This window comes from Streptomyces sp. NPDC007863, from assembly GCF_040633895.1.
Classification (GTDB): Bacteria; Actinomycetota; Actinomycetes; order Streptomycetales; family Streptomycetaceae; genus Streptomyces.
Genome location: NZ_JBEYEI010000006.1, coordinates 38,064 through 59,652 on the forward strand (window position 1 = coordinate 38,064; position 21,589 = coordinate 59,652).

Here is a 21,589-nt window from a genome sequence, read left to right on the forward strand (position 1 = left end):
GGCCCCCCGTTCGGGCCCCCCTTGGCACGGTTCACATGGTCGTGATTCGGCCACACGAGCCGCGTGGACCGTGCCGAGGGAAGGTCGGGCGTCAGTGCGCCGCGGCGGCCGTGCTCTTGCGGGTCGAGACGATCTGGTCGATCAGGCCGTACGCGAGGGCGTCCTCGGCCGTCAGGATCTTGTCGCGCTCGATGTCGTCGCGGATCTTCTCGATCGGCGTCGTGGAGTGCTTGGCCAGCATGGTCTCCAGCTGGTCACGCATGCGCAGGATCTCCTTGGCCGCGATCTCCAGGTCGGAGAGCTGCTCGCGGCCGGTGCCGCCGGAGGGCTGGTGGATCAGCACACGGGCGTTCGGCAGGGCCATCCGCTTGCCGGGGGTGCCGGCGGCGAGCAGCACGGCCGCGGCGGAGGCCGCCTGGCCCATGCAGACCGTCTGGATGTCCGGCTTCACGAACTGCATCGTGTCGTAGATGGCCGTGAGCGCCGTGAAGGAGCCGCCGGGGCTGTTGATGTAGATGGAGATGTCGCGGTCCGGGTCCATCGACTCCAGGCACAGCAGCTGCGCCATGACGTCGTTGGCCGAGGCGTCGTCGATCTGCACGCCGAGGAAGATCACGCGCTCCTCGAAGAGCTTCGCGTACGGGTCGTACTCGCGCACGCCCTGCGAGGTGCGCTCGACGAAGCGGGGCACGACGTAGCGGTTGTCCATCGGCGCGCCGGTGTACAGGCCGCTCGGGGAGAGGTTGTTCTGCATGTGGGTGTTCACCGTCCTGGTGGCGTTCGGCGGGGGGGCTGGGTCTCTTCGGCGGGCCTGGGACGCTCAGGCGCCCGTGCCGCCGCCGCCCGGAACACCCGCGGCGTGCGTGATGATGTCGTCGATGAGGCCGTACTCCTTGGCCTCCTCCGCGGTGAACCAGCGGTCACGGTCGCCGTCGCGGATGATCGCCTCGACGGTCTGGCCGGAGTGGTGCGCGGTGATCTCGGCCATGCGCTTCTTCGTGCGAAGGAGGTACTCGGCCTGGATCTTGATGTCGGAGGCGGTGCCGCCGATGCCGGCGGAGCCCTGGTGCATCAGGATGTCGGTGTTCGGCAGCGCGAAGCGCTTGCCGGGGGTGCCGCCGGTGAGCAGGAACTGGCCCATCGAGGCCGCCATGCCCATACCGATGGTCACGACGTCGTTGGGGATGTACTGCATGGTGTCGTAGACGGCCATGCCGGCCGTCACCGAGCCACCGGGGCTGTTGATGTACAGGAAGATGTCCTTCTCCGGGTCGGCGGCCAGGAGGAGCATCTGGGCGGTGATCTTGTTGGCGATCTCGTCGTCGACCTGCTGGCCGAGGAAGATGATGCGCTCGCCGAGCAGCCGGTTGTAGACATGGTCGCCGAGGCCGCCACCGATGGACGGCTCACCCGCGGCGTAAGGCTTCAGATTCGTCACGTATCCACCTGCTCGTCTCCGACGGCCCCGGGCCGTCTCAGCGTCTCGTTCAGAGGGCAGTGCCCCCGTATCCATGGACCCTAACGCGCAGGTAGGACAACGCCATCCCGGTTCCCGAACTGTTCGCTGGGAGCGCAAGGTAGTTGGCGGCGCATAAAGGGCCCGCGTACGTCCACGGGCCCGGCCGCACAGCAGTGCGTCCGGGCCCGTGGCGCGATACGGAGCGCGCGAGGCGGGGCCTCGGCGTCGGCCTGGTGGGGCCTACTTCTCCTCGGCGACCTCGGCCTCGCCGGTGACGGCCTCGACCGTCTCGGCGGCGGCCTCGACCTCGTCCTCGTCGTCGGAGAGGTCGACGACCTCACCGTTGGTGTCGACGACCTTGGCGGCCTCGACGACGACCGCGAGGGCCTTGCCGCGGGCGACCTCGCCGACCAGCATCGGAATCTGGCCGCCCTGGACGACGGCCTGGGCGAACTGGTCGGGGGACATGCCGGAGGAGGCGGCACGGCGGAAGAGGTGCTCGGTGAGCTCCTCCTGCTCGACGTTCAGCTCCTCCTTGGAGACCAGCTCGTCGAGGAGGAACTGGGTCTTGATGCCCTTGACCGCCTGCTCCTTGGTCTCGGCCTCGAACTCCTCGACCGTCTTGCCCTGGAGCTCCAGGTACTTCTCCAGGCTCAGGCCCATCTGGCCGAGCTGGTGGTGCTCCAGGTTGTGCTTGCGGGTGTTGACCTCGTCCTCGAGCAGCTTCTCGGGGACGGGGATCTCCGCCAGCTCCAGGAACTTCTCCAGGACGCGCTCCTGGGCCTGGGTGGCCTGGTCGAACTGCTTCATGTTCTCGAGGCGCTTGCGGCTGTCGGCCTTGAGCTCGTCGAGGGTGTCGAACTCCGAGGCCATCTGCGCGAACTCGTCGTCGAGCTCGGGGAGCTCACGGGCGGCGACGGCGGTGACCTTGACGGTGACCTCGGCCTCCTTGCCCGCGGCCGAGCCGCCCTTCAGCTCGGAGGTGAAGGTGGCCTCGCCGCCGGCCTCCAGGCCGGTGACGGCGGCGTCGATGCCGTCGAGCAGCTCGCCGGAGCCGATGGTGTACGAGACACCGTCGGCGATGCCGTCGGGCAGCACCTCGCCGTCGACCTTGGCGGTCAGGTCGACGGTGACGACGTCACCCTCGACGGCCGCGCGCTCGACCGGGTTCGTCGAGGCGAAGCGCTCGCGGAGCTGCTCCACGGACTTCTCGACGTCCTCGTCGGTGACCTCGATGGCGTCGACCTCGACCTCGATGCCGGAGTAGTCCGGGATCTCGATGGCCGGGCGGACGTCGACCTCGGCGGTGAAGGAGAGCAGCTCGCCGTCCTTCAGCTCCGTGATGTCGACCTCGGGCTGACCCAGCGGGTTGACCTCGGCCTCGGTCACGGCCTCGTTGTAGAACTTCGGAAGCGCGTCGTTGACGGCCTCCTCCAGCACGGCGCCACGGCCGAAGCGCTGGTCGATGACGCGCGCGGGGATCTTGCCCTTGCGGAAGCCCTTGACCGTGACCTGCTGGTTGATCTTCTTGTACGCCGCGTCGAGGCTGTCCTTGAGCTCCTCGAAGGGCACCTCGACAGTGAGCCGAACCCGGGTCGGGTTCAGGGTCTCCACGGCGCTCTTCACGGTTCGGTCTCCTTGGTGGCTGATTCCTGGATTCCGGACGGGCCGCGCGATGCGGTTCCGGCCGATGGGCCCGGTCAGAAAGACACACGGGCACGCAGCTTGCATAGTAACCGCACGTGGGATGGGGCCCACAACGTGATCAAGAACCCGCGAGGTCGGAACCCCGGGTGCGCGAGGCGCGGATCATGCTGGTCGGGGTGGCGGGATTTGAACCCACGGCCTTCCGCTCCCAAAGCGGACGCGCTACCAAGCTGCGCCACACCCCGTCGGTGCGACACGTAGGGTACATGCACGGGGACGCTGCGGCGTCCCCCGTTTTCCGGGGCGTGCACGGACGGCTCCGGACCGGCTACGATGCTTTCCGTGCCGCGGCCTTTCCGGTCTCCGGCACGTCCTGTGCGGGCGTAGCTCAATGGTAGAGCCCTAGTCTTCCAAACTAGCTACGCGGGTTCGATTCCCGTCGCCCGCTCTGTGTACGGCCCCGGGCCCGGTTCCTCGTCGAGGAACCGGGCCCGGGGCCGTTTCCGTCAGAACTTGATGGCGCTGATCGTCTGGGTCACGGAGTTCAGGAAGCGTTCGATGTCGTCGGCCATGCCCGTGGAGGCGAGGAAGAAGCCGAAGAGGACGGCGATCACGGCGGGGCCTCCCTTGAGGCTGCCTCCGCGGATCAGCACCACGAGGACGATTCCCAACAACAGCACTACGGACAGCGATATCGCCACAACTGATCACACCCTAGGTCGGTCCCGCCTGGCCCCGGGGTGCATATCCGGACACCCCCGCGCCTCTATCGTGCCACCAACCCCGTTGCCCCCAACGGCGGGTGACGAATCGTGGGACGCCGGGCGGGACCGGAAGGTTCAGGCCGGGCGGGAGATGATGAGGAGGGCCCGGTCGTCGTTGACGTCCTTGGCCACCGCCTCGATGAGGTGCCAGGCGACGCCCTCGAAACCGGCCGGAACACAGCGGTCGGCCTCGCCGGTGAGGCGGTCGATGCCCTCGGCGAGGTCGCGGTCGGCGGCCTCGACCAGGCCGTCGGTGAAGAGCATCAGGACGTCGCCCTGGTGCAGGGTTCCCTTGACCGGGTGGAACTCCGCGCCGTCGTAGACGCCGAGGAGGGGTCCGTCGCCGTCCTTCTCCTCCCAGCGGCCGGTGCCGGCGTGGAGCTGGAGCGCGGGCAGGTGGCCGGCGGAGAAGAGCTCGTAGTCGCCGGAGTCCAGGTCGAGGACGAGGTGGATGGAGGTGGCGAAGCCCTCGTCCCAGTTCTGCCGGAGCAGGTAGCCGTTGGCGGCGGGCAGGAAGCCGTGCGGCGGGAGCGAGCCGAGGAGGCCGCCGAAGGCGCCGGAGAGCAGCAGGGAGCGGGAGGCCGCGTCCATGCCCTTGCCGGAGACGTCGGTGAGGACGACCTCCAGGGTGCGGCCGCCGTGGGTGCGGGCGGCGACGACGAAGTCGCCGGAGAAGGACTGGCCGCCGGCCGGGCGCAGCGCCATCTCGCGGTGCCAGCCGCGCGGCAGCCGGGGCAGCGCGCTCTGCACGCGGAGCCGTTCGCGCAGGTCGAAGAGCATCGTGCCGCCGCGCCGCCAGGGCACTCCGACGCGGGCCCGGAACTGGGCGATGAGCAGTCCGAAGAGGCCGCAGGCGGCGACCACGAGGACGGTGCCCGGGGTGACGCGGGCGGGCCCCTCGCCGTACGGGCCGAGGATGGCGGACTCGACGATCAGGCCGCCGGCGGACGCCGCGTACAGGCCGAGGAGGCTGGCGGGGCGCAGCAGCAGCCCGCCGGCCACGATCGGCAGGACGAGGGCGGTGGGCGAGCACCAGACCGGGTCGAGGACGGTGCCGCAGACGATGGCGGGGATGGTGAGGAGCAGCCCGGCCAGGGCGAGGCGGTCGGAGGCGCCGCCGCGGAAGTAGTCGACCCCGGTCCGGCGCAGCGCGACGCGGGCCCGGCGGGCGCGCCTGCGCAGCCGGGCCGTGTACGTGTCGATCGCCGTGCCGTCACCCATTGGCCTGGACCCTATCCACCCCGGCCGGTCCCGTGCAGGGGTACCCCCGTGACAAGGTGCGTGAAAACGGGTCGCCTCGGGCAGAGACCGCTGATATCGATGGCATATGACGACTGAGATGCGGGTGCTCGACCCTTCGGAGTGGGATCGCTGGTTCGCGACGCTGGAGCTCGCTTTCGGGGGTGTGCCGGAGGAGCCGGAGGCGCGGGCGCTGTGGCGGGACCTCACCGAGTGCGGGCGTTCGCTGGCGGTCCGGGACGGCGGCGAGCCGGTGGCGACGGCGGGGGCGTTCTCGTTCTTGGTGACCGTGCCCGGCGGGGCCTCGGTGCCGGCGGCGGGCGTGACGATGGTGAGCGTGGCCGGAACGCATCGGCGGCGCGGGATCCTGACCTCGATGATGCGCCGGCAGCTCGACGACGTGCGGGAGCTGGGCGAGCCGCTGGCCGTGCTCACCGCCTCGGAGGCGGCGATCTACGGCCGGTTCGGGTACGCGGCGGCGAGCTGGGCGCAGCGGGCCGTCATCGACACCACGCGGGTGCGGCTCTCCGTGCCGGCCGGGACGGACGCGGTGACGCTGCGGATGGTGCCGCTCGCGGAGGCCTCGGCGGTGGTGGAGTCGGTGTACGCGCGGATGGTGCCGCGCCGGCCCGGGATGCTGGCCCGCCGGCCCGGCTGGGAGCGGCTGCCGCTGCTCGACCCGCCGGGGTCGCGGGAGGGAGCCTCGCCGCGGCTGTGCGTGCTGGCGGAGCGGGACGGGGAGGTCGTCGGGTACGCCCTCTACGCGATCAAGGCGGAGTGGGGCTGGGGCGGCGCGGACGGCACGGTCACGGTGCACGAGCTGTACGGGCTCGACCCGGTGGCGGAGGCGGCGCTGTGGCGGTACCTCTGCTCGGTCGACCTGACGTCGAAGGTGCGGGTGAACAGCGCGCCGGTGGACTCGGCGTGGCTGCACCTGGTCTCCGACGTCCGGCGCTGCGAACCGACCGTGCGGGAGCAGCTGTTCGCGCGGCTCGTGGACGTGGGGGCGGCGCTGGAGGCGCGGACGTACCGGGTGCCGGTGGACGTGGTGTTCGAGGTCGAGGACGCGTTCTGTCCGTGGAACGCGGGGCGGTGGCGGCTGTCGGGGGACGCGAAGGGGGCGACCTGTACGCGGACGTCGGACGCGGCTGATCTCGCGCTGTCCGTACGGGAGTTGGGGGCGGCGTATCTGGGCGGTACGTCGCTGGCCTCGCTCGCCCTTGCCGGGCGGGTCACCGAGCTGCGGGACGGCTCCCTGGCGGAGGCGTCGCTCGCGTTCGGGTCCGGCGTCGCGCCCTGGTTGCCGCACGGGTTCTAGGGGCGGGCGTGCCCCTGAGGCTGGCAGGTCGGGCACCAGAAGAGGTTCCTGGCCGCCAGGTCGGCCGTGCGGATCTCGGTGCCGCAGAGGTGGCAGGGCTGGTTCGCCCGGCGGTAGACGTAGACCTCGCCGCCGTGGTCGTCGACCCTCGGGGGGCGGTTCATCGCCTCGGGGGTGTGTTCCGGGCGGACGGTGTCGATGCGGTTGTGGCGGACGCCTTCGCGCATGAGGGCGGCCAGGTCGTGCCAGATCGCGGTCCACTCCCCCGCCGTCAGGTCCCTGCCCGCGCGGTAGGGGTCGATGCCGTGGCGGAAGAGGACCTCGGCGCGGTAGACGTTGCCGACGCCCGCGATGACCTTCTGGTCCATGAGCAGGGCGGCGATCGTGGTGCGGGACCTGGCGACGCGGCGCCACGCCGTGTCGGGGTCGTCCCCGTCCCGCAGCGGGTCCGGGCCCAGGCGGGCGTGGATCGCCTGCTTCTCGGCGTCGGTGACGAGCGCGCAGGTGGTGGGGCCGCGGAGGTCGACGTACGACTCCGGGTTCGACAGCCGCAGGCGGACCGTGTCGGTGGGCGGGGGCGCGGGGGCGTCGCCGAAGTTCACCTTGCCGAAGAGGCCGAGGTGGATGTGGACCCACTCGTCGCGCGGGAAGCCGAGGAAGAGGTGCTTGCCGTGGGCCTCGGTGGTCTCCAGGACGGAGCCGTCGAGGAGGGCGGCGGAGTCGGAGAACTTGCCCTGCGGGCTGCTCGCGCGGACGGGCCGGCCGCCGAAGCGCTCCCGGTGGTCCTGGGCGAGGCGGTGGATCGTATGCCCTTCGGGCACGGCGGTTCTCCTGGGTGACGGAACGGCACGGCCGTGCCGCCGGGCTCGGCCGGCGGCACGGGCGGGCGGGCTCAGCCCTGCTGCGGGTGGTGGGCCGGGATCGGGGGCATGACGCCCTCGGTCTCGTACGCGCTCAGCATCTCGATGCGGCGGGTGTGGCGCTCGTCGCCGGAGTACGGGGTGGCGAGGAAGATCTCGACGAACTTGGTCGCCTCCTCCTCGGTGTGCATGCGGGCGCCGACCGCGACCACGTTGGCGTTGTTGTGCTCGCGGCCGAGGGCGGCGGTCTGCTCGCTCCAGGCGAGGGCGGCACGGACGCCCTTGACCTTGTTGGCGGCGATCTGCTCGCCGTTGCCGGAGCCGCCGATGACGATGCCCAGGCTGTCCGCGTCGGCGGCCGTCTTCTCGGCGGCGCGCAGGCAGAACGGCGGGTAGTCGTCGAGGGCGTCGTAGATGTGGGGGCCGCAGTCGACGGGCTCGTGGCCGTGGGCCGTGAGCCACTCCACGAGGTGGGTCTTGAGTTCGTAGCCGGCGTGGTCGGAACCGATGTAGACGCGCATGGCTTCGAGTGTGGCACGGCCGGGACGGGGCAGGGGTCAGCGGGGTCGGGACCTTGGTCCCGGCGGGTCACGGACCTCCGTCCCGGATGGTCTGGACCTTGTGGCCCGAATATGTCCTGAATCACGATCCGGAGTCAAAGCTTCCGTACCGGCCGGTCGCCGGGTTTCATGTCTCAGGCTCGCGACCCGAGCCACCCCCCACACCCGAAGGAAGCGTTCATGAACACGCAGCCGACCCTCGCCAAGGAAGGCGGCACCACCGGCGACCCCGGTGAGACCCCGCAGTCCGACGGCCTCAAGGCCGGGCTCAAGAACCGCCATCTGTCGATGATCGCGATCGGCGGCGTCATCGGCGCCGGCCTCTTCGTCGGCTCCGGCTCCGGCATCGCCGCCGCCGGCCCCGCGATCCTCCTCTCGTACGCGCTCGTCGGCGCCATGGTCGTGTTCGTGATGCGCATGCTGGGCGAGATGGCCGCCGCGCGGCCCTCCTCCGGCTCCTTCTCCTCCTACGCCGACCAGGCGCTCGGCCGCTGGGCCGGATTCACCATCGGCTGGCTGTACTGGTTCTTCTGGGTGGTCGTGCTGGCCGTCGAGGCGACCGCGGGCGCGGTCATCCTGGAGAGCTGGATCCCGGCGGTGCCGCAGTGGGCCTGGGCGCTGATCGTGATGGTGGTGCTCACCGCGACGAACCTTGCGTCGGTGGCCTCGTACGGCGAGTTCGAGTTCTGGTTCGCCGGCATCAAGGTCGTCGCCATCGGCGCCTTCGTGGTGATCGGCATGCTCGCCGTCTTCGGCGTGCTGCCGGGCTCGGACAACCCGGGCGCGGGCTTCGCGCACCTCACCGACGCGGGCGGGTTCATGCCGATGGGCGCGGGCGCGATCCTCACCGGCGTGCTGATGGTGGTCTTCTCCTTCATGGGCAGCGAGATCGTGACCCTCGCGGCCGGCGAGTCGGAGGACCCGCAGCGGGCCGTGACCAAGGCGACCAACAGCGTGATCTGGCGGATCGGCGTCTTCTACCTGGGCTCGATCTTCATCGTCCTGACGCTGCTGCCGTGGAACGACCCGTCGATCGTGGAGAAGGGCTCGTACGTCGCCGCCCTCGACTCCATCGGCATCCCCGCGGCCGGCCAGATCATGAACGTGATCGTCCTGACCGCCGTGCTGTCCTGCCTCAACTCGGGCCTCTACACGGCCTCCCGGATGGCCTTCTCGCTCGGGCAGCGCGGGGACGCGCCGAAGGGCTTCGCCAAGGTCGACAAGCGGGGCGTGCCGAAGGCCGCGATCCTCTCCTCGGTCGTCTTCGGCTTCGTCGCGGTCTTCTTCAACTACCAGTGGCCGGACACCGTCTTCGCCTTCCTGCTGAACTCCTCCGGCGCGGTGGCGCTCTTCGTCTGGCTGGTCATCTGCGTGACCCAGCTGCGGATGCGCGGGATCATCCTGCGCGAGTCGCCCGAGAAGCTGGTCGTGCGGATGTGGCTCTTCCCGTACCTGACCTGGGCGACCATCGGCATGATCGTCTTCGTCCTCGGCTACATGATCTACGACGGCGGCAGCGCCCGGGAGCAGGTCGTGCTCTCGCTGCTGGTGGCCGCGCTGGTGCTGGCGATCGCGCTGGTCCGCGAGCGGGTCAGGAAGACCGCCGTGGCCCGCGACTAGTCGCGCCCGTACGGGAAAGGGCCCGCCGCTCCGGGGAGGAGCGGCGGGCCCTTCGCGTACGTGCGGCTCCTGGGGCGTCAGCCCTTGCGGCCGAGCAGCTTCCAGGCGGCCGGAAGGGCGCCCATGGCGAGGGCGGCCTTGAGGGCGTCGCCGATGAGGAAGGGCGTCAGGCCGGCGGCGACCGCCTGGCCGAGGCTCATGCCGGTGGCGAGGGCCAGGTAGGGCACGCCGACCGCGTAGATGATCGCCGAGCCGAGGACCATGGTGCCGGCGGTGCGCAGGACCGAGCGGTCGGCGCCGCGGCGGGCGAGGGCGCCCACGACGGTGGCGGCGAGCAGCATGCCGAGGACGTAGCCGAAGGACGGCATCGCGTAGCCGGAGCTCGCCTCCGCGAACCACGGGACGCCCGCCATGCCGACGACGGCGTAGACGGCGAGGGAGAGGAAGCCGCGGCGGGCGCCGAGGGCGGTGCCGACGAGCAGGGCGGCGAAGGTCTGGCCGGAGACCGGGACCGGCGAGCCGGGGACCGGCAGGGTGAGCTGCGCGGCCAGGCCGGTGAGGGCGGCGCCGCCGACGACGAGGGCGACGTCGCGGACGCGGCTCGACGGAAGGAGGTCGGCCAGGACGGTGCCCGCACGGAGGGTGCGGACGGGGGCGGCGGCGGTGCTCATCGGTACTCCGCGGGGTGAGGGTGTCAGGACACGTCGACGCTATGCCAGGAGTGAACGGCCGATCACCGTCAGCCGCCGACAAAGCCACGGGCCGGGGCTTCATCGGTTTCCGACAAAGGACCGGGAGGGCAGCACACGCCACGTGACGCTTGTCACTGGCGAAAGACAACTTCTGGTCCCTTTTGCGTCAGGAGCGTGTCAACAGGGAGACTGTGGGGTCTCCATAAAGTCCCGACCGAAGCTCCATCCGCACACCGTCCTTCTCCCAGAGCGCGAGTCCCCACCATGCGCGACGCCGCACCGCCCACCCCGCTCACCGAACCGGAGCCGCTCTCGCACGGCCTGAAGCAGCGTCATCTGACGATGCTCGGGCTCGGCGGGGTCATCGGCGCCGGTCTCTTCGTCGGCTCCGGCGCGGGCATCGCGGTCGCCGGGCCCGGCATCGTGCTCTCCTATCTGATCGCGGGCGCGCTCGCGATGCTGGTGATGCGGATGCTGGGCGAGATGTCGGCGGCGATGCCGGCGTCCGGAGCGTTCTCGGTGCACGCGGAGCGTGCCCTCGGCCGCTGGGCCGGGTTCTCGGTGGGCTGGCTGTACTGGTTCCTGCTGGTGGTCGTCCTCGCCGTGGAGGCGACGGGCGCGGCGCGGATCGCGCACGGCTGGGTGCCGGGGGTGCCGCAGTGGGGCTGGGTGCTGCTCTTCATGGTCGTCTTCACGCTGGCCAACCTGGCGGCGGTGAAGAACTTCGGCGAGTTCGAGTTCTGGTTCGCCGCACTGAAGGTCGGCGCGATCGTGCTCTTCCTGGGCCTCGGGGCGCTCGCGATCGTCGGCTGGCTGCCCGACACGGATCCGGTGGGGCTCGCGAACCTGACCGGGCAGGGCGGTTTCCTGCCGAACGGCTGGTCCGGGGTGATTTCCGGGGTGCTCGCCGTGGTCTTCGCCTTCGGCGGCCTGGAGGTCGTCACCATCGCCGCCGCCGAGTCGGAGGACCCGGCGCGGAACGTGGCGCGGGCGGTGCGCAGCGCCGTGTGGCGGATCCTCCTCTTCTACGTGGGCTCGATGCTGGTGATCGTGACCCTGCTGCCGTGGACGTCGATGGTGCCGGGCGAGTCGCCGTACGTGGCGGTGCTCGACGCGATCGGGGTGCCGGGCGCGGGCCAGATCATGAACGTGGTGGTCTTCGTGGCGCTGCTCTCGGCGCTCAACGCCAATCTGTACGGCTCCTCCAGGATGGTCTTCTCGCTGGCCGAGCGCGGCGAGGCGCCGAAGGGGCTGCTGAAGGTGTCGGCGGGAGGGGTTCCGCGGCGCGCGGTGCTCGCCTCGGTGGCCTTCGGCTTCGTCTCCGTGCTGCTGAATCTGAAGTGGCCGGATTCCGTCTTCCTCTACATGCTCAACGCGGTCGGCGCGGTGCTGCTCTTCGTGTGGGCGCTGATCGCGGTGTCGCAGCTGCGGCTGCGGCCGAGGATCGAGCGGGAGGCGCCCGAGACGCTGACGCTGCGGATGTGGGGCTTCCCGTGGCTGACGTGGACGGCGCTGGCGGCGATGGGCGCGGTCCTCGTCCTGATGCTGACCGACGACGGGGCGCGGCCGCAGGTGCTGTGGTCGGCGGGGGCGACGGCCCTGGTGCTGCTCGTCGCGTGGCTGAGGGAGATCCGGGCGTCGCGGGAGGCCCGCACGTCCGCGACGAAACGGAACTGAATCTTCACCTTGTGTGAAGGTCGTGACCGTATAGCGGACATCTGTTCCCTCTGAGCGGTGCGGGCACCCAGACTGTGGGCTTCCCTCCCCGTCTCAGCTGATGAACAGGGTTGCCCATGTCCCGGACCACCGCGCCCGCGCAGGCCGACCGCGAGGGCGGCGCCGCCGCTCCCGCCGAGGGCCTCTCCCACGGCCTCAAGCAGCGCCATCTGTCGATGATCGCCCTCGGCGGCGTCATCGGCGCCGGCCTCTTCGTCGGCTCCGGCGCCGGCATCGCCGCCGCCGGCCCCTCGATCGTCGTCGCCTACGCGATCTCCGGCGTGCTCGTCATGCTGGTGATGCGGATGCTCGGCGAGATGTCGGCGGCCAACCCCGCCTCCGGCTCCTTCTCCGTCCACGCCGAGCGCGCCTTCGGCCCCTGGGCCGGCTTCACCGCCGGCTGGGCCTTCTGGTTCCTGCTCTGCGTCGCCGTCGGCCTGGAGGGCATCGGCGCCGCCAACATCATGACCGGTTGGTTCCCGGGCACCCCCGCGTGGGCCTGGGTGGCGCTCTTCATGCTGGTCTTCTGCGGCACCAACCTCGCCGCGGTGAAGAACTTCGGCGAGTTCGAGTTCTGGTTCGCCGCGCTGAAGGTGGGCGCGATCGTCCTCTTCCTCGGCATCGGCGTGCTCGCCATCGCCGGCGTCCTGCCCGGCTCGGACGCCCCCGGCACCGCCAACCTCACCGGCGACGGCGGCTTCTTCCCGCACGGCTCCGAGGGCCTGATCGTCGGCCTGCTCGCCTCCGTCTTCGCGTACGGCGGCCTGGAGACGGTCACCATCGCGGCGGCCGAGTCCGAGCACCCCGTGCAGGGCGTCGCCAAGGCGGTCCGCACGGCGATGTGGCGCATCGCGCTCTTCTACATCGGCTCGATGGCGGTCATCGTCACCCTCGTCCCCTGGGACGACCAGGCGGTCGTCGAGAAGGGCCCGTACGTCGCCACCCTCGACCACCTGGGCATCCCGGCCGCCGGCCAGATCATGAACGTGGTCGTGCTCGTCGCCCTGCTCTCCGCGATGAACGCCAACATCTACGGCGCCTCCCGCATGGCCCGCTCGCTGATCGGCCGCGGCCAGGGCCCGCAGGCGCTGGGCCGCACCTTCGGCGGCGTGCCGCGCCCGGCCGTCCTGCTCTCCTCGGTCGTCGGCTTCGGCGCGGTGCTGCTGAGCTACTGGTCGCCGGACAAGGCCTTCGTCTGGCTGCTCAACACGATCGGCGCGATCATCCTCGTCGTCTGGTTCTTCATCGCCGCCTCCCAGCTGGTGCTGCGCCGCCGCACCGAGCGCGAGGAGCCGGAGAAGCTGGTCGTGCGGATGTGGGCCTTCCCGGTGCTGACCTGGGTGGCGCTCGCCGGCATGGCCGCGATCTTCTTCCTGATGGCCCGTGAGGAGGGCACCCGGATCCAGCTGTACGCGACGGGCGCGCTGACGCTCTGCCTCGCCGTCGTCGGCTTCGCGCTCCAGAAGTCGCGCGAGAAGGCGGTCGGGACCGCGGCCGAGAAGGTCTGAGCCCTCCGCCGCTCCTCGTACGAACGCCCCGCCGGGCACGGTCCCGGCGGGGCGTTCGCGCGTGCGGGGCCGGGTCAGCCGCCGCAGTAGGGCGCCGTGCGGACGTATCCGCCCCGGTTCTCGTCGTCCGTGCCGAGGAGGGCGTCGCCAGTGCCGGGGAGGCACTCGACGGCCTCGACCTTGTAGCCGGGGAAGGTGCCGAGCGGGACCGGGCGGGCGGTGAGGGAGATCCGTACCCGGCCGATGGCCGTGAGGACGACCTGCCCGGCGTCGGTGACGGCGGAGTCGAAGGGGCCGTCGTCGCCGGCGTCCGCCGCCGAACCCACCAGGATCCGGCCGGAGTCGGTGACGGAGATGTCGGAGATGTGCCGCGTGCCCGCGTCCGTGGGGTACGGGGCGGTGAAGGAGCGCCGGGTCACGGCGCCGAACCTCGGCTCGCCCCAGGCGGCGAAGGTGAGGGGCGCGGCGTAGAGCGTGGCGGGCCGTGCCTCGCCCTCGCCGCGGTCGGCCCACAGCGCGGCGAACCGGCCGTCGCGGGCGACCAGCGCGAAGCTCTCGAAGTCGTCGCCCTCGCCGATCGCCGGCAGCGGGGTGTACTCGACGACCGTCGCCGTGGTGCCGGCGACCTTCACCCGGTAGACGATGCCGCGCGCGGCGACGGCGAGGTACTCCCCCGGCATCCCGGGGATCGCCTCGACGGCCTCCAGGTCGACGGGTTCGGCCCCGTCCCAGACCAGCGGGGTGACGGTGACGGGGTCGGTGCCGTACGCGAGCCGGGACAGGCGCGGCTGTCCGGAGCGCTTGTTGTCGTGGACGACGAGGGCGGTGCCGGTGCCGGGGCCCTCGGCGGCGAGGCCGCTGACGCCGCTCCGGGCGTCGGCGCCGGCCTGGCGCCAGGGGGCGGCGGCCTGGGCGGTGCCGGCGAGCAGGGCGACCAGGGCGCCGGCGGCGGCGAGTCTCAGGGGGAGCTTCATGCCCGCACGTTATGGATCTTGAACGGGCCGGGGACAGCGGCGGTGTCCGCCGTTCGGCGGAGCGCGCGGAAGCAGTCGGGCGCGTGGCGGGCGGACGGAGGCGGCCGGACGGCGGGACTAGGACCAAGGACTGATCAACTTCCCCCGCAGGTGCTGTTAGCCTGCACTTGCATAGAGGTTGCAATAAGAAGTCGGTCGAAGGGCTTGGCACACATGGCGATCTACACACTTCCGGAGCTGCCGTACGACTACGCGGCGCTGGAGCCGGTGATCAATCCGCAGATCATCGAGCTGCACCACGACAAGCACCACGCCGCCTACGTCAAGGGGGCGAACGACACCCTGGAGCAGCTGGAGGAGGCCCGCGACAAGGACCAGTGGGGAGCGGTCAACGGCCTGGAGAAGAACCTCGCGTTCCACCTCTCCGGCCACATCCTCCACTCCATCTACTGGAACAACATGGCGAGCCCGAAGGGCGGCGAGGGCGGCGGCGAGCCGCTCGCGGCCGACGGCGTGGGCGAGCTCGCCGACGCGATCACCGAGTCCTTCGGCTCCTTCGCGAAGTTCAAGGCCCAGCTGACCAAGGCCTCGGCGACCACCCAGGGCTCCGGCTGGGGCGTCCTCGCCTACGAGCCGGTCAGCGGCCGCCTCATCGTCGAGCAGGTCTACGACCACCAGGGCAACGTCGGCCAGGGCTCGATCCCGGTCCTGGTCTTCGACGCCTGGGAGCACGCCTTCTACCTCCAGTACAAGAACCAGAAGGTCGACTTCATCGACGCCATGTGGCAGGTCGTCAACTGGCAGGACGTGAACAAGCGCTACCAGGCCGCGAAGGCCAGCGTTCCGCTGATCTCGTTCTGACCCCCCGCTCGTCCTGCTCGTGATCGTCTTCTCAACCTTCACCGAGCAGGCGGATGAAAGAAGGGCCCCCGCGATGACGTGAATCGCGGGGGCCCTTCCCTGTGCGGGGCGACTGCTACTCGAAGCTCGGCGCCGCCGTCCGCGTGCGCTTGATCTCGTAGAAGCCCGGGGTGGACGCCACGAGCAGCGTGCCGTCCCAGAGCCGGGCCGCCGCCTCGCCGCGCGGGGTGGGGGTGACGACCGGGCCGAAGAAGGCGACCTCGTCGCCGTCCGGGCCGGGCACCGCGATCACCGGGGTGCCGACGTCCTGGCCGACCTTCCCGATGCCCTCCGCGTGGGAGGCGCGCAGCTCGGTGTCGTACGTGTCCTTGTCGGCGTACTCCACCAGGTCCTCGGGGAGGCCGACGTCGCGCAGCGCGCCGGCGACGGCCTCGCGGGTCGGGCCCTCGCCGTTGTTGTGGAAGCGGGTGCCGAGCGCGGTGTAGAGCTTGCCGACGACCTCGTCGCCGTGCAGCCGCTGCGCCGCTATGACGACGCGGACCGGGCCCCAGGCCTTGGTCTCCAGCATCTCCCGGTACTCGGCGGGGACCTCGTCCAGACGGTCCTCGTTCAGGACCGCGAGGCTCATCACCTTCCAGCGCACGTCCACGGGGCGGACCTTCTCCACCTCCAGCATCCACCGGGAGGTCATCCACGCCCAGGGGCACAGCGGGTCGAAGAAGAACTCTGCGGTGGTCCTGCTCTCGGACATGTCACTCCTCGGGGCGGTGGAAAGGGGGGATGTGCACCGACTTGGCGCAACACCGGCGGGCCGTGTCGGCATTCCCGTGCGCCCGGTGAAAGGTGCGCATGGGAGGATCGGTGCTGTTTCGAACACGCCACGAAGGAGTGACCGTGCCCGGTGAGAACCTGTCCCGCGACGAGGCCCACGAGCGGGCGGCGCTGCTGTCCGTCGACGGCTACGAGGTCGCCCTCGACCTGCGCTCGGCGGTCGGCGAGTCCACGGAGGCGGTACGCACCTTCCGCTCGGTGACGACGATCCGCTTCCGCCGCACCGGCGACGGCGACACGACCTTCGCCGACCTGGTCGCGCCGTCGGTCACCTCCGTCACCCTCAACGGGCGGGAGCTCGACCCGGCGGCCGTCTTCGACGGGGCCCGGATCGCCCTGGACGGCCTGGCCGACGAGAACGTCCTGGTCGTCGACGCGCAGTGCGCCTACAGCCGCACCGGCGAGGGCATGCACCGCTTCGTCGACCCCGAGGACGGCGAGGTGTACCTGTACACCCAGTACGAACCGGCCGACGCCCGCCGGGTCTACGCCAACTTCGAGCAGCCCGACCTGAAGGCGCCGTACCGCTTCGAGGTGACCGCGCCCGACGCGTGGACGGTGTGGAGCAACGGCGCCGGCGAGCGGGGCGCCGACGGCGTGTGGCGCTTCGCGGAGACCGCGCCGATCTCCACGTACATCACCTGCGTGGTGGCCGGCCCGTACCACTACGTCACCGACACCTACCGGCGCGGCGACGTCGAGATCCCGCTCGGCGCGATGTGCCGCAAGGGGCTCGCGAAGCACTTCGACGCGGACGACGTCTTCCTGATCACCAAGCAGGGCTTCGACTTCTTCCACGACAACTTCGACTACCCGTACCCCTTCGGCAAGTACGACCAGGCCTTCGTGCCCGAGTACAACCTCGGCGCCATGGAGAACCCCGGCATGGTCACCTTCACCGAGGAGTACATCTACCGGGGCAAGGTCACGCGGGCGGCATACGAGCGGCGCGCCAACACGATCCTGCACGAGATGGCCCACATGTGGTTCGGCGACCTCGTCACCATGGTCTGGTGGGACGACCTGTGGCTCAAGGAGTCCTTCGCCGACTTCATGGGCTCCTTCTCGCTCGCCGAGGCCACCCGCTTCACCGACAGCTGGGTCACCTTCGCCAACAACCGCAAGGCGTGGGCCTACCGGGCCGACCAGCTGCCCTCCACCCACCCGGTCACGGCCGACATCCGCGACCTGGAGGACGCCAAGCTCAACTTCGACGGCATCACCTACGCCAAGGGCGCCTCCGTCCTCAAGCAGCTCGTCGCCTACGCGGGCCGGGACGCCTTCCTGGAGGGCGCCCGCCGTTACTTCAAGCGCCACGCCTACGGCAACACCCGCCTGCACGACCTGCTGTCCGTCCTGGAGGAGACCTCGGGGCGCGACATGAAGGCCTGGTCGAAGTCCTGGCTCCAGACCTCCGGCGTCAACGTCCTCGCCCCCGAGGTCACCTACGACGCCGAGGGCCGGATCACCGAGCTCGCCGTCCTCCAGGAGGGCGCCGAGCTGCGCCCGCACCGGATCGCGGTCGGCCTCTACCGGCTCACCGAGGGCGCGCTCGTGCGGTACGCCCGCGTGGAGACCGACGTCGCCGGGCCCCGCACGGTCGTCGCCGAGCTGGCCGGCAGCGAGCAGCCGGACCTGATCCTCGTCAACGACGACGACCTCACCTACTGCAAGGTCCGCTTCGACGAGCGCTCCCTCGACACCCTCCGCGAGCACCTCGGCTCCGTCACGGACCCGCTGGCCCGCGCCCTGTGCTGGTCGGCGCTGTGGAACCTGACCCGGGACGGGCTGATGCCGGCCCGCGACTTCGTCGCCGCCGTGCTCGCCTTCGCCGGCCGCGAGACCGACATCGGCGTCCTCCAGATGCTGCACGCCTGGGCGCGGACCGCCGTCACCCACTACGCGGCCCCGGCGTGGCGCGCGGAGGGCGGGCGCCGGCTCGCCGAAGGCGGGCTGCGCGAGCTGCGGCTCGCCGAGCCCGGCAGCGAGCACCAGCTGACCTGGGCCCGCTTCCTCGCCGCGACCGCCTCCTCCGACGCCGACCTCCGGCTCCTGGAGGGGCTGCTCGCCGGCACCGCCCGGATCGACGGCCTCGACGTCGACCAGGAGCTGCGCTGGGCGCTGCTCTCCCCGCTCGCCGAGTACGGCCGGGCCGACGAGACGCGCATCGACGAGGAGCTGGCGAGGGACGACACCGCCAGCGGCAAGCGCCACCAGGTGCGGCTGCTGGCCGCCCGGCCGTCGGCGGCCGTCAAGGCGCAGGCGTGGGCGCAGGTCGTCGAGTCGGACACGCTGTCGAACGCGCTGGTCGGCGCGGTCATCGGCGGTTTCGCGCAGCCCTCGCAGCGCGAGCTGACCGCCCCGTACGCGGAGAAGTACTTCGCGGCGATCGAGCGGATCTGGTCCGAGCGGTCGATCCAGATCGGCATGGACGTGGTGCGCGGGCTCTTCCCGGCGTACCAGGACCGCCCGGAGACCCTGGCGGCCACCGACGCCTGGCTGGTGGAGCACGCGGACGCGGCTCCGGCACTGCGCCGGCTCGTCCTGGAGTCCCGCGACGACCTGGCCCGCGCGCTGCGGGCGCAGGAGTGCGACGCGCTGGAGGACTGAGCCGGCACCCGCGGGAGGGTCCGTACGGCCACGGACCTTCCCGCGCGGGTCTCTCTCGGCAGTCGAACGCGCGTACTTTAGTGCGGGCTTGTCCGGGTTCGGCCACCGCCTTGTAACAGGCCGTTAGGGCCGGGCCGGGCTGCGGAAGACCCCCGGCATGAACCACGACACCCCCATCAGCCCCCGCCCCCTCGCCTCCCCCGCGAGCCTCGCCCAACGGCTCGCTTCCACCGGCCAGTTGCGGGCCATGGGCGTGCCCGCCGCCGAGGTCGCCGGACGGGTCGCGGCCGGCGGCGACTGGCAGCAGCTGCTGCCCGGCGTCTTCCTGCTCCACCCCGGCGCGCCGACCAGCGACGACCGGCTGCGGGCCGCGCTGCTCTACACCCGCAGGGACGGCGAGGCGCCCCTGTACGGCCCGGGCGCGATGCTCACCGGGCTCGCCGCGCTCGCCCTGCACGGCTTCTCCTCCGCTCCCCCGCCGGCCGCCCTGGAGCGGATCGACGTCCTGGTGGGCCGCACCCGGCGGCTGCGGTCGACCGGCTTCGTACGGGTCGTGCGGGCGCCGGAGTCCCCGGAGCCGGTGGAGCTGGACGGGCTGCCGGTGGCGCCGGTCGCCCGGGCGCTCGCCGACGCGGTCTCGGGGATGCACGACGCGGAGGGCGTCCGCCGGCTGCTCACCGAGGCGGTGCGCGGCGGCCATTGTGAACCACCCGTCCTGGTCCGGGAGTTGAGCCGGCTGCGGCTGCTGACCCGGCCGCACGTGGTGGACGCGGTGGACTCGCTCCTCGTGGAGGGGCGGGCGCTGTCGGAGGAGCGGCTGTACGAGATGGTGCGGGACTTCGCACTGCCGGACCCGGTGTGGAACGTGGACCTGCGGCTGCCGGGCGGCCCGCACCTCGGCGGGGTGGACGCCTACTGGCCGGACCAGGCGGTGGCGGTGGAGCTGGACACCCGGGCGCCGCGGCAGGACGAGGACGCGCTGTGGTCCGAGTACACCCGCAAGCGGGAGCACCTGGAGCGGCTCGGCATCACGGTGGTCCACCTGACCCCGCGCAAGCTGCGCGAGGCGATGGACCAGCAGGCCACCGTGGTCCGTACGGCCCTGATGGCCGCGTCGGAGCGGCAGCCCGCCGCGTACGTCGTCGTCCTGCCCCGGTGAGCGCTACTTCTTCGCCGGGACCGTGCCGCAGAACTCGGCGTCGATGACGGCCTGGGTGTCGCCGGTCCAGTCGGCGTTGATGTTGGCGGCCAGGGTGTGCCGGCCGTCGCGGGTGGCGTACGCCTCCGAGAGCGAGCCGTGGATGCCGCCGCCGTGGCCCCAGATCTCGGTGCCGCAGCTCAGCTTCTGCCAGGAGATGCCGAGGCCGTAGCGGAAGTCGGGGTACTCGGCGGAGACCGGCACGGTGGTGGTGAGTTCGCGCAGCTCGGCCTTGGGCAGGAGCCGGCCCTTGAGGAGGGCGCGGTAGAAGGTCTGGAGGTCGGCCGAGTCGGAGATCATCTCGCCGGCGGCGTGGGCGAGGGAGGGGTTGAGCTCGGTGACGTCGTGGACGGGGGACGTCTTCTCGGGGGCGAGGGTGGAGTAGGCGCGGCTGCTGGGCTGGGGGACGTTCAGCCGGGTCCCGGGGACGCTGGTGGCGCGGAGCTTGAGGGGCTTGATGATGCGGTTCTCGACGGCCTTGCCGTAGGGGCGGCCGGTGACCTCCTCGATGACGAGCCCGGCGAGGACGAAGTTGGTGTTGGAGTAGCGCCAGGAGGTGCCGGGCGCGAACTCGGGGGCGTGGCTGGTGGCGACGGCGACGAGGTCGCGCGGCTTCCAGGTGTCGTAGCGGTGCTCCAGGAAGCCGGCGCCGAAGACCTTCTGCTGGAAGCCGGGGTCCTCGGTGTAGCTGTAGACGCCGCTGGTGTGGTTGAGGAGCTGACGGACGGTGATCTTCCGGCCGTCGTGGCCGTTGCCGCGGACGAGGCCGGGGAGCCACTTCTCGACCGGGTCGTCGAGGTCGAGGCGGCCCTCGGCCTGGAGCTGGAGGAGGACGGTGGCGACGAAGGTCTTGGTGATGGAGCCGACGCGGTAGCGGTCGTCGCCGCCGCGCTCGCCGGCGGTGCCGGTCCAGGAACGGCCGTCGACGCGGGCCTGGGCGACGGCGCCGGGCACGCCGGCGTCGACGTTGGCCTGGAGGGCCGCCTGGGTGGCGGCGTGGTCCTTCTTCGCCGGGGCCGCGGGCGCGGCGGGGCCCGCCGCGAGGGCGGGGGCGGCGAGCGCGGTGACGGTGAGGCCGGCGGCGAGGGCCGTGGCGACGACGGTGCGGGCGGTGCGGGCGGTGGCCATGCGGGTTCCCCTGTTTCCGTGGTGATCCGGTGATCCGGACGTGCGGTCGGCGGGGAGGACCACGGGGGGTGCGGGAGGGTTGAGCGCTCCCGGGACGGTTGAGCCCTTTTCAGCCGTTCGCCGGACCCCCGCTCAGCCGTTCGCCGGACCCGTGAGGCGGGAGCGGCCGGCGGGGGGCCGTTCCCGCCACAGGTCGAGGCCGATGTCGACGAGTTCGACCCGGGGCAGGTCCGGCACGGAGTCCAGCGGGTGCCAGGCCGCGAGGTCGGTGGAACCGCCGGTCTCGCTGCGGAGTTCGCCGCCGGTGATCCGGGCCTCGTAGAGGATCCGGAGCCCCTGGAAGGAGCCGGGCGCGCCGATGCGGACGATCCACTGGCGCATGATCGAGTCGATGCCGAGGAGGGCGGTCGGCTCGACCGCGTACCCGGTCTCCTCCTCGACCTCGCGGACGACGGTCCCGACGGGCTCCTCCCCGTGGTCCATGCCGCCCCCGGGCAGGGTCCACCGCTTGGTGCCGTCCTTGGCCACCCAGCGGGCGAGCAGTATCTCGTGGTCCCGGACGACTACGGCGTAGGCCGCCACCCGCAGCTCCTGCTTCATGGGC

19 protein-coding genes and 2 tRNA genes are annotated in these 21,589 nt (G+C 71.6%); 8 read left to right on the forward strand and 13 right to left on the reverse strand.

Annotation, left to right across the window (positions count from 1 at the left end; all coding sequences use genetic code 11):
• Window positions 1-91: 91 nt before the first annotated feature.
• From ABZ621_RS11290 to ABZ621_RS11305, 4 genes are all read right to left on the reverse strand, one after another.
• Window positions 92-754 carry an ATP-dependent Clp protease proteolytic subunit gene (locus ABZ621_RS11290; RefSeq protein WP_031011927.1) on the reverse strand — a complete coding sequence of 221 codons (663 nt, stop codon included), beginning with the start codon at window positions 752-754 and terminating at the stop codon, window positions 92-94.
• 66 nt (window positions 755-820) lie between these two features.
• Window positions 821-1,438 carry an ATP-dependent Clp protease proteolytic subunit gene (locus ABZ621_RS11295; RefSeq protein ID WP_360603070.1) on the reverse strand — a complete coding sequence of 206 codons (618 nt, stop codon included), beginning with the start codon at window positions 1,436-1,438 and terminating at the stop codon, window positions 821-823.
• Window positions 1,439-1,699: 261 nt separating this feature from the next.
• The gene (gene tig, locus ABZ621_RS11300; RefSeq protein ID WP_360603072.1) at window positions 1,700-3,085 is read right to left on the reverse strand and encodes a trigger factor; all 1,386 of its coding nucleotides are present in this window, start codon (window positions 3,083-3,085) and stop codon (window positions 1,700-1,702) included.
• Window positions 3,086-3,274: 189 nt separating this feature from the next.
• Window positions 3,275-3,351, reverse strand: a tRNA-Pro gene (locus ABZ621_RS11305).
• A 132-nt stretch (window positions 3,352-3,483) separates the two neighbouring features.
• Here ABZ621_RS11305 and ABZ621_RS11310 point away from each other — a divergent pair.
• Window positions 3,484-3,554 (forward strand) — tRNA-Gly (locus ABZ621_RS11310).
• A 58-nt stretch (window positions 3,555-3,612) separates the two neighbouring features.
• Here ABZ621_RS11310 and ABZ621_RS11315 read toward each other — a convergent pair.
• Both ABZ621_RS11315 and ABZ621_RS11320 read right to left on the reverse strand, forming a co-directional pair.
• Window positions 3,613-3,807, reverse strand: a complete 195-nt coding sequence (locus ABZ621_RS11315; protein WP_360603074.1) for a hypothetical protein — start codon at window positions 3,805-3,807, stop codon at window positions 3,613-3,615.
• Window positions 3,808-3,945: 138 nt separating this feature from the next.
• Complete coding sequence (locus tag ABZ621_RS11320) at window positions 3,946-5,091, reverse strand: PP2C family protein-serine/threonine phosphatase (RefSeq protein ID WP_360603076.1); 1,146 nt, start codon at window positions 5,089-5,091, stop codon at window positions 3,946-3,948.
• A gap of 106 nt (window positions 5,092-5,197) precedes the next feature.
• On the opposite strand from ABZ621_RS11320, the gene ABZ621_RS11325 reads away from it, so the two are divergent.
• On the forward strand, window positions 5,198-6,427 hold the full coding sequence (locus ABZ621_RS11325; protein WP_360603078.1) for a GNAT family N-acetyltransferase: 1,230 nt from the start codon (window positions 5,198-5,200) through the stop codon (window positions 6,425-6,427).
• Here ABZ621_RS11325 and ABZ621_RS11330 read toward each other — a convergent pair.
• Together ABZ621_RS11330 and ABZ621_RS11335 are read right to left on the reverse strand one after the other, a co-directional pair.
• A complete protein-coding gene (locus ABZ621_RS11330; RefSeq protein ID WP_360603079.1) occupies window positions 6,424-7,248 on the reverse strand; it encodes a DNA-formamidopyrimidine glycosylase family protein in 825 nt (274 codons plus the stop codon). The two genes, ABZ621_RS11325 and ABZ621_RS11330, sit on opposite strands and share 4 nt — an antisense overlap.
• A 71-nt stretch (window positions 7,249-7,319) precedes the next feature.
• On the reverse strand, window positions 7,320-7,808 hold the full coding sequence (locus ABZ621_RS11335; protein WP_360603081.1) for a ribose-5-phosphate isomerase: 489 nt from the start codon (window positions 7,806-7,808) through the stop codon (window positions 7,320-7,322).
• 219 nt (window positions 7,809-8,027) lie between these two features.
• On the opposite strand from ABZ621_RS11335, the gene ABZ621_RS11340 reads away from it, so the two are divergent.
• Window positions 8,028-9,467: an amino acid permease gene (locus ABZ621_RS11340; protein WP_360603083.1), complete on the forward strand. Its 1,440-nt coding sequence runs from the start codon at window positions 8,028-8,030 to the stop codon at window positions 9,465-9,467.
• Window positions 9,468-9,544: 77 nt separating this feature from the next.
• Here the strand turns inward: ABZ621_RS11340 and ABZ621_RS11345 are convergent, their stop codons facing one another.
• Entirely contained in the window at window positions 9,545-10,138 is a 594-nt protein-coding gene (locus tag ABZ621_RS11345; RefSeq protein ID WP_360603085.1) for a biotin transporter BioY, read from the reverse strand.
• A gap of 285 nt (window positions 10,139-10,423) precedes the next feature.
• On the opposite strand from ABZ621_RS11345, the gene ABZ621_RS11350 reads away from it, so the two are divergent.
• A complete protein-coding gene (locus ABZ621_RS11350; protein ID WP_360603087.1) occupies window positions 10,424-11,836 on the forward strand; it encodes an amino acid permease in 1,413 nt (470 codons plus the stop codon).
• Between the two features lie 116 nt (window positions 11,837-11,952).
• A complete protein-coding gene (locus ABZ621_RS11355; protein WP_360603089.1) occupies window positions 11,953-13,383 on the forward strand; it encodes an amino acid permease in 1,431 nt (476 codons plus the stop codon).
• Window positions 13,384-13,457: 74 nt separating this feature from the next.
• On the opposite strand, the gene ABZ621_RS11360 is transcribed toward ABZ621_RS11355, so the two are convergent.
• The gene (locus tag ABZ621_RS11360; protein ID WP_360603091.1) at window positions 13,458-14,357 is read right to left on the reverse strand and encodes a hypothetical protein; all 900 of its coding nucleotides are present in this window, start codon (window positions 14,355-14,357) and stop codon (window positions 13,458-13,460) included.
• 213 nt (window positions 14,358-14,570) lie between these two features.
• Here ABZ621_RS11360 and ABZ621_RS11365 point away from each other — a divergent pair, with 213 nt between their 5' ends.
• Window positions 14,571-15,218, forward strand: a complete 648-nt coding sequence (locus tag ABZ621_RS11365; protein WP_360603093.1) for a superoxide dismutase — start codon at window positions 14,571-14,573, stop codon at window positions 15,216-15,218.
• 115 nt (window positions 15,219-15,333) lie between these two features.
• On the opposite strand, the gene ABZ621_RS11370 is transcribed toward ABZ621_RS11365, so the two are convergent.
• Window positions 15,334-15,969: a DsbA family protein gene (locus tag ABZ621_RS11370; RefSeq protein ID WP_360603095.1), complete on the reverse strand. Its 636-nt coding sequence runs from the start codon at window positions 15,967-15,969 to the stop codon at window positions 15,334-15,336.
• Window positions 15,970-16,112: 143 nt separating this feature from the next.
• Here ABZ621_RS11370 and pepN point away from each other — a divergent pair, with 143 nt between their 5' ends.
• A complete protein-coding gene (gene pepN / locus ABZ621_RS11375) occupies window positions 16,113-18,659 on the forward strand; it encodes an aminopeptidase N (RefSeq protein ID WP_360603097.1) in 2,547 nt (848 codons plus the stop codon).
• A 157-nt stretch (window positions 18,660-18,816) separates the two neighbouring features.
• The gene (locus ABZ621_RS11380; RefSeq protein WP_360603099.1) at window positions 18,817-19,818 is read left to right on the forward strand and encodes a hypothetical protein; all 1,002 of its coding nucleotides are present in this window, start codon (window positions 18,817-18,819) and stop codon (window positions 19,816-19,818) included.
• A gap of 3 nt (window positions 19,819-19,821) precedes the next feature.
• Here the strand turns inward: ABZ621_RS11380 and ABZ621_RS11385 are convergent, their stop codons facing one another.
• Together ABZ621_RS11385 and ABZ621_RS11390 are read right to left on the reverse strand one after the other, a co-directional pair.
• Window positions 19,822-20,985, reverse strand: a complete 1,164-nt coding sequence (locus tag ABZ621_RS11385) for a serine hydrolase domain-containing protein (protein WP_360603101.1) — start codon at window positions 20,983-20,985, stop codon at window positions 19,822-19,824.
• 132 nt (window positions 20,986-21,117) lie between these two features.
• Window positions 21,118-21,585, reverse strand: coding sequence for an NUDIX hydrolase (locus tag ABZ621_RS11390; protein ID WP_360603103.1), 468 nt, complete (start codon window positions 21,583-21,585; stop codon window positions 21,118-21,120).
• Window positions 21,586-21,589 lie beyond the last annotated feature (4 nt).

Bases quoted from the DNA above. Each gene is read 5' to 3' on its own strand.
- ABZ621_RS11350 (WP_360603087.1), top strand. From the start codon at position 10,424: ATGCGCGACGCCGCACCGCCCACCCCGCTCACCGAACCGGAGCCGCTC.
- ABZ621_RS11340 (WP_360603083.1), top strand. From the start codon at position 8,028: ATGAACACGCAGCCGACCCTCGCCAAGGAAGGCGGCACCACCGGCGAC.
- ABZ621_RS11365 (WP_360603093.1), top strand. From the start codon at position 14,571: ATGGCGATCTACACACTTCCGGAGCTGCCGTACGACTACGCGGCGCTG.
- ABZ621_RS11390 (WP_360603103.1), bottom strand. From the start codon at position 21,585: ATGAAGCAGGAGCTGCGGGTGGCGGCCTACGCCGTAGTCGTCCGGGAC.
- ABZ621_RS11380 (WP_360603099.1), top strand. From the start codon at position 18,817: ATGAACCACGACACCCCCATCAGCCCCCGCCCCCTCGCCTCCCCCGCG.
- ABZ621_RS11345 (WP_360603085.1), bottom strand. From the start codon at position 10,138: ATGAGCACCGCCGCCGCCCCCGTCCGCACCCTCCGTGCGGGCACCGTC.
- ABZ621_RS11290 (WP_031011927.1), bottom strand. From the start codon at position 754: ATGCAGAACAACCTCTCCCCGAGCGGCCTGTACACCGGCGCGCCGATG.
- ABZ621_RS11320 (WP_360603076.1), bottom strand. From the start codon at position 5,091: ATGGGTGACGGCACGGCGATCGACACGTACACGGCCCGGCTGCGCAGG.
- ABZ621_RS11360 (WP_360603091.1), bottom strand. From the start codon at position 14,357: ATGAAGCTCCCCCTGAGACTCGCCGCCGCCGGCGCCCTGGTCGCCCTG.
- ABZ621_RS11325 (WP_360603078.1), top strand. From the start codon at position 5,198: ATGACGACTGAGATGCGGGTGCTCGACCCTTCGGAGTGGGATCGCTGG.
- ABZ621_RS11335 (WP_360603081.1), bottom strand. From the start codon at position 7,808: ATGCGCGTCTACATCGGTTCCGACCACGCCGGCTACGAACTCAAGACC.
- ABZ621_RS11385 (WP_360603101.1), bottom strand. From the start codon at position 20,985: ATGGCCACCGCCCGCACCGCCCGCACCGTCGTCGCCACGGCCCTCGCC.
- ABZ621_RS11355 (WP_360603089.1), top strand. From the start codon at position 11,953: ATGTCCCGGACCACCGCGCCCGCGCAGGCCGACCGCGAGGGCGGCGCC.
- ABZ621_RS11370 (WP_360603095.1), bottom strand. From the start codon at position 15,969: ATGTCCGAGAGCAGGACCACCGCAGAGTTCTTCTTCGACCCGCTGTGC.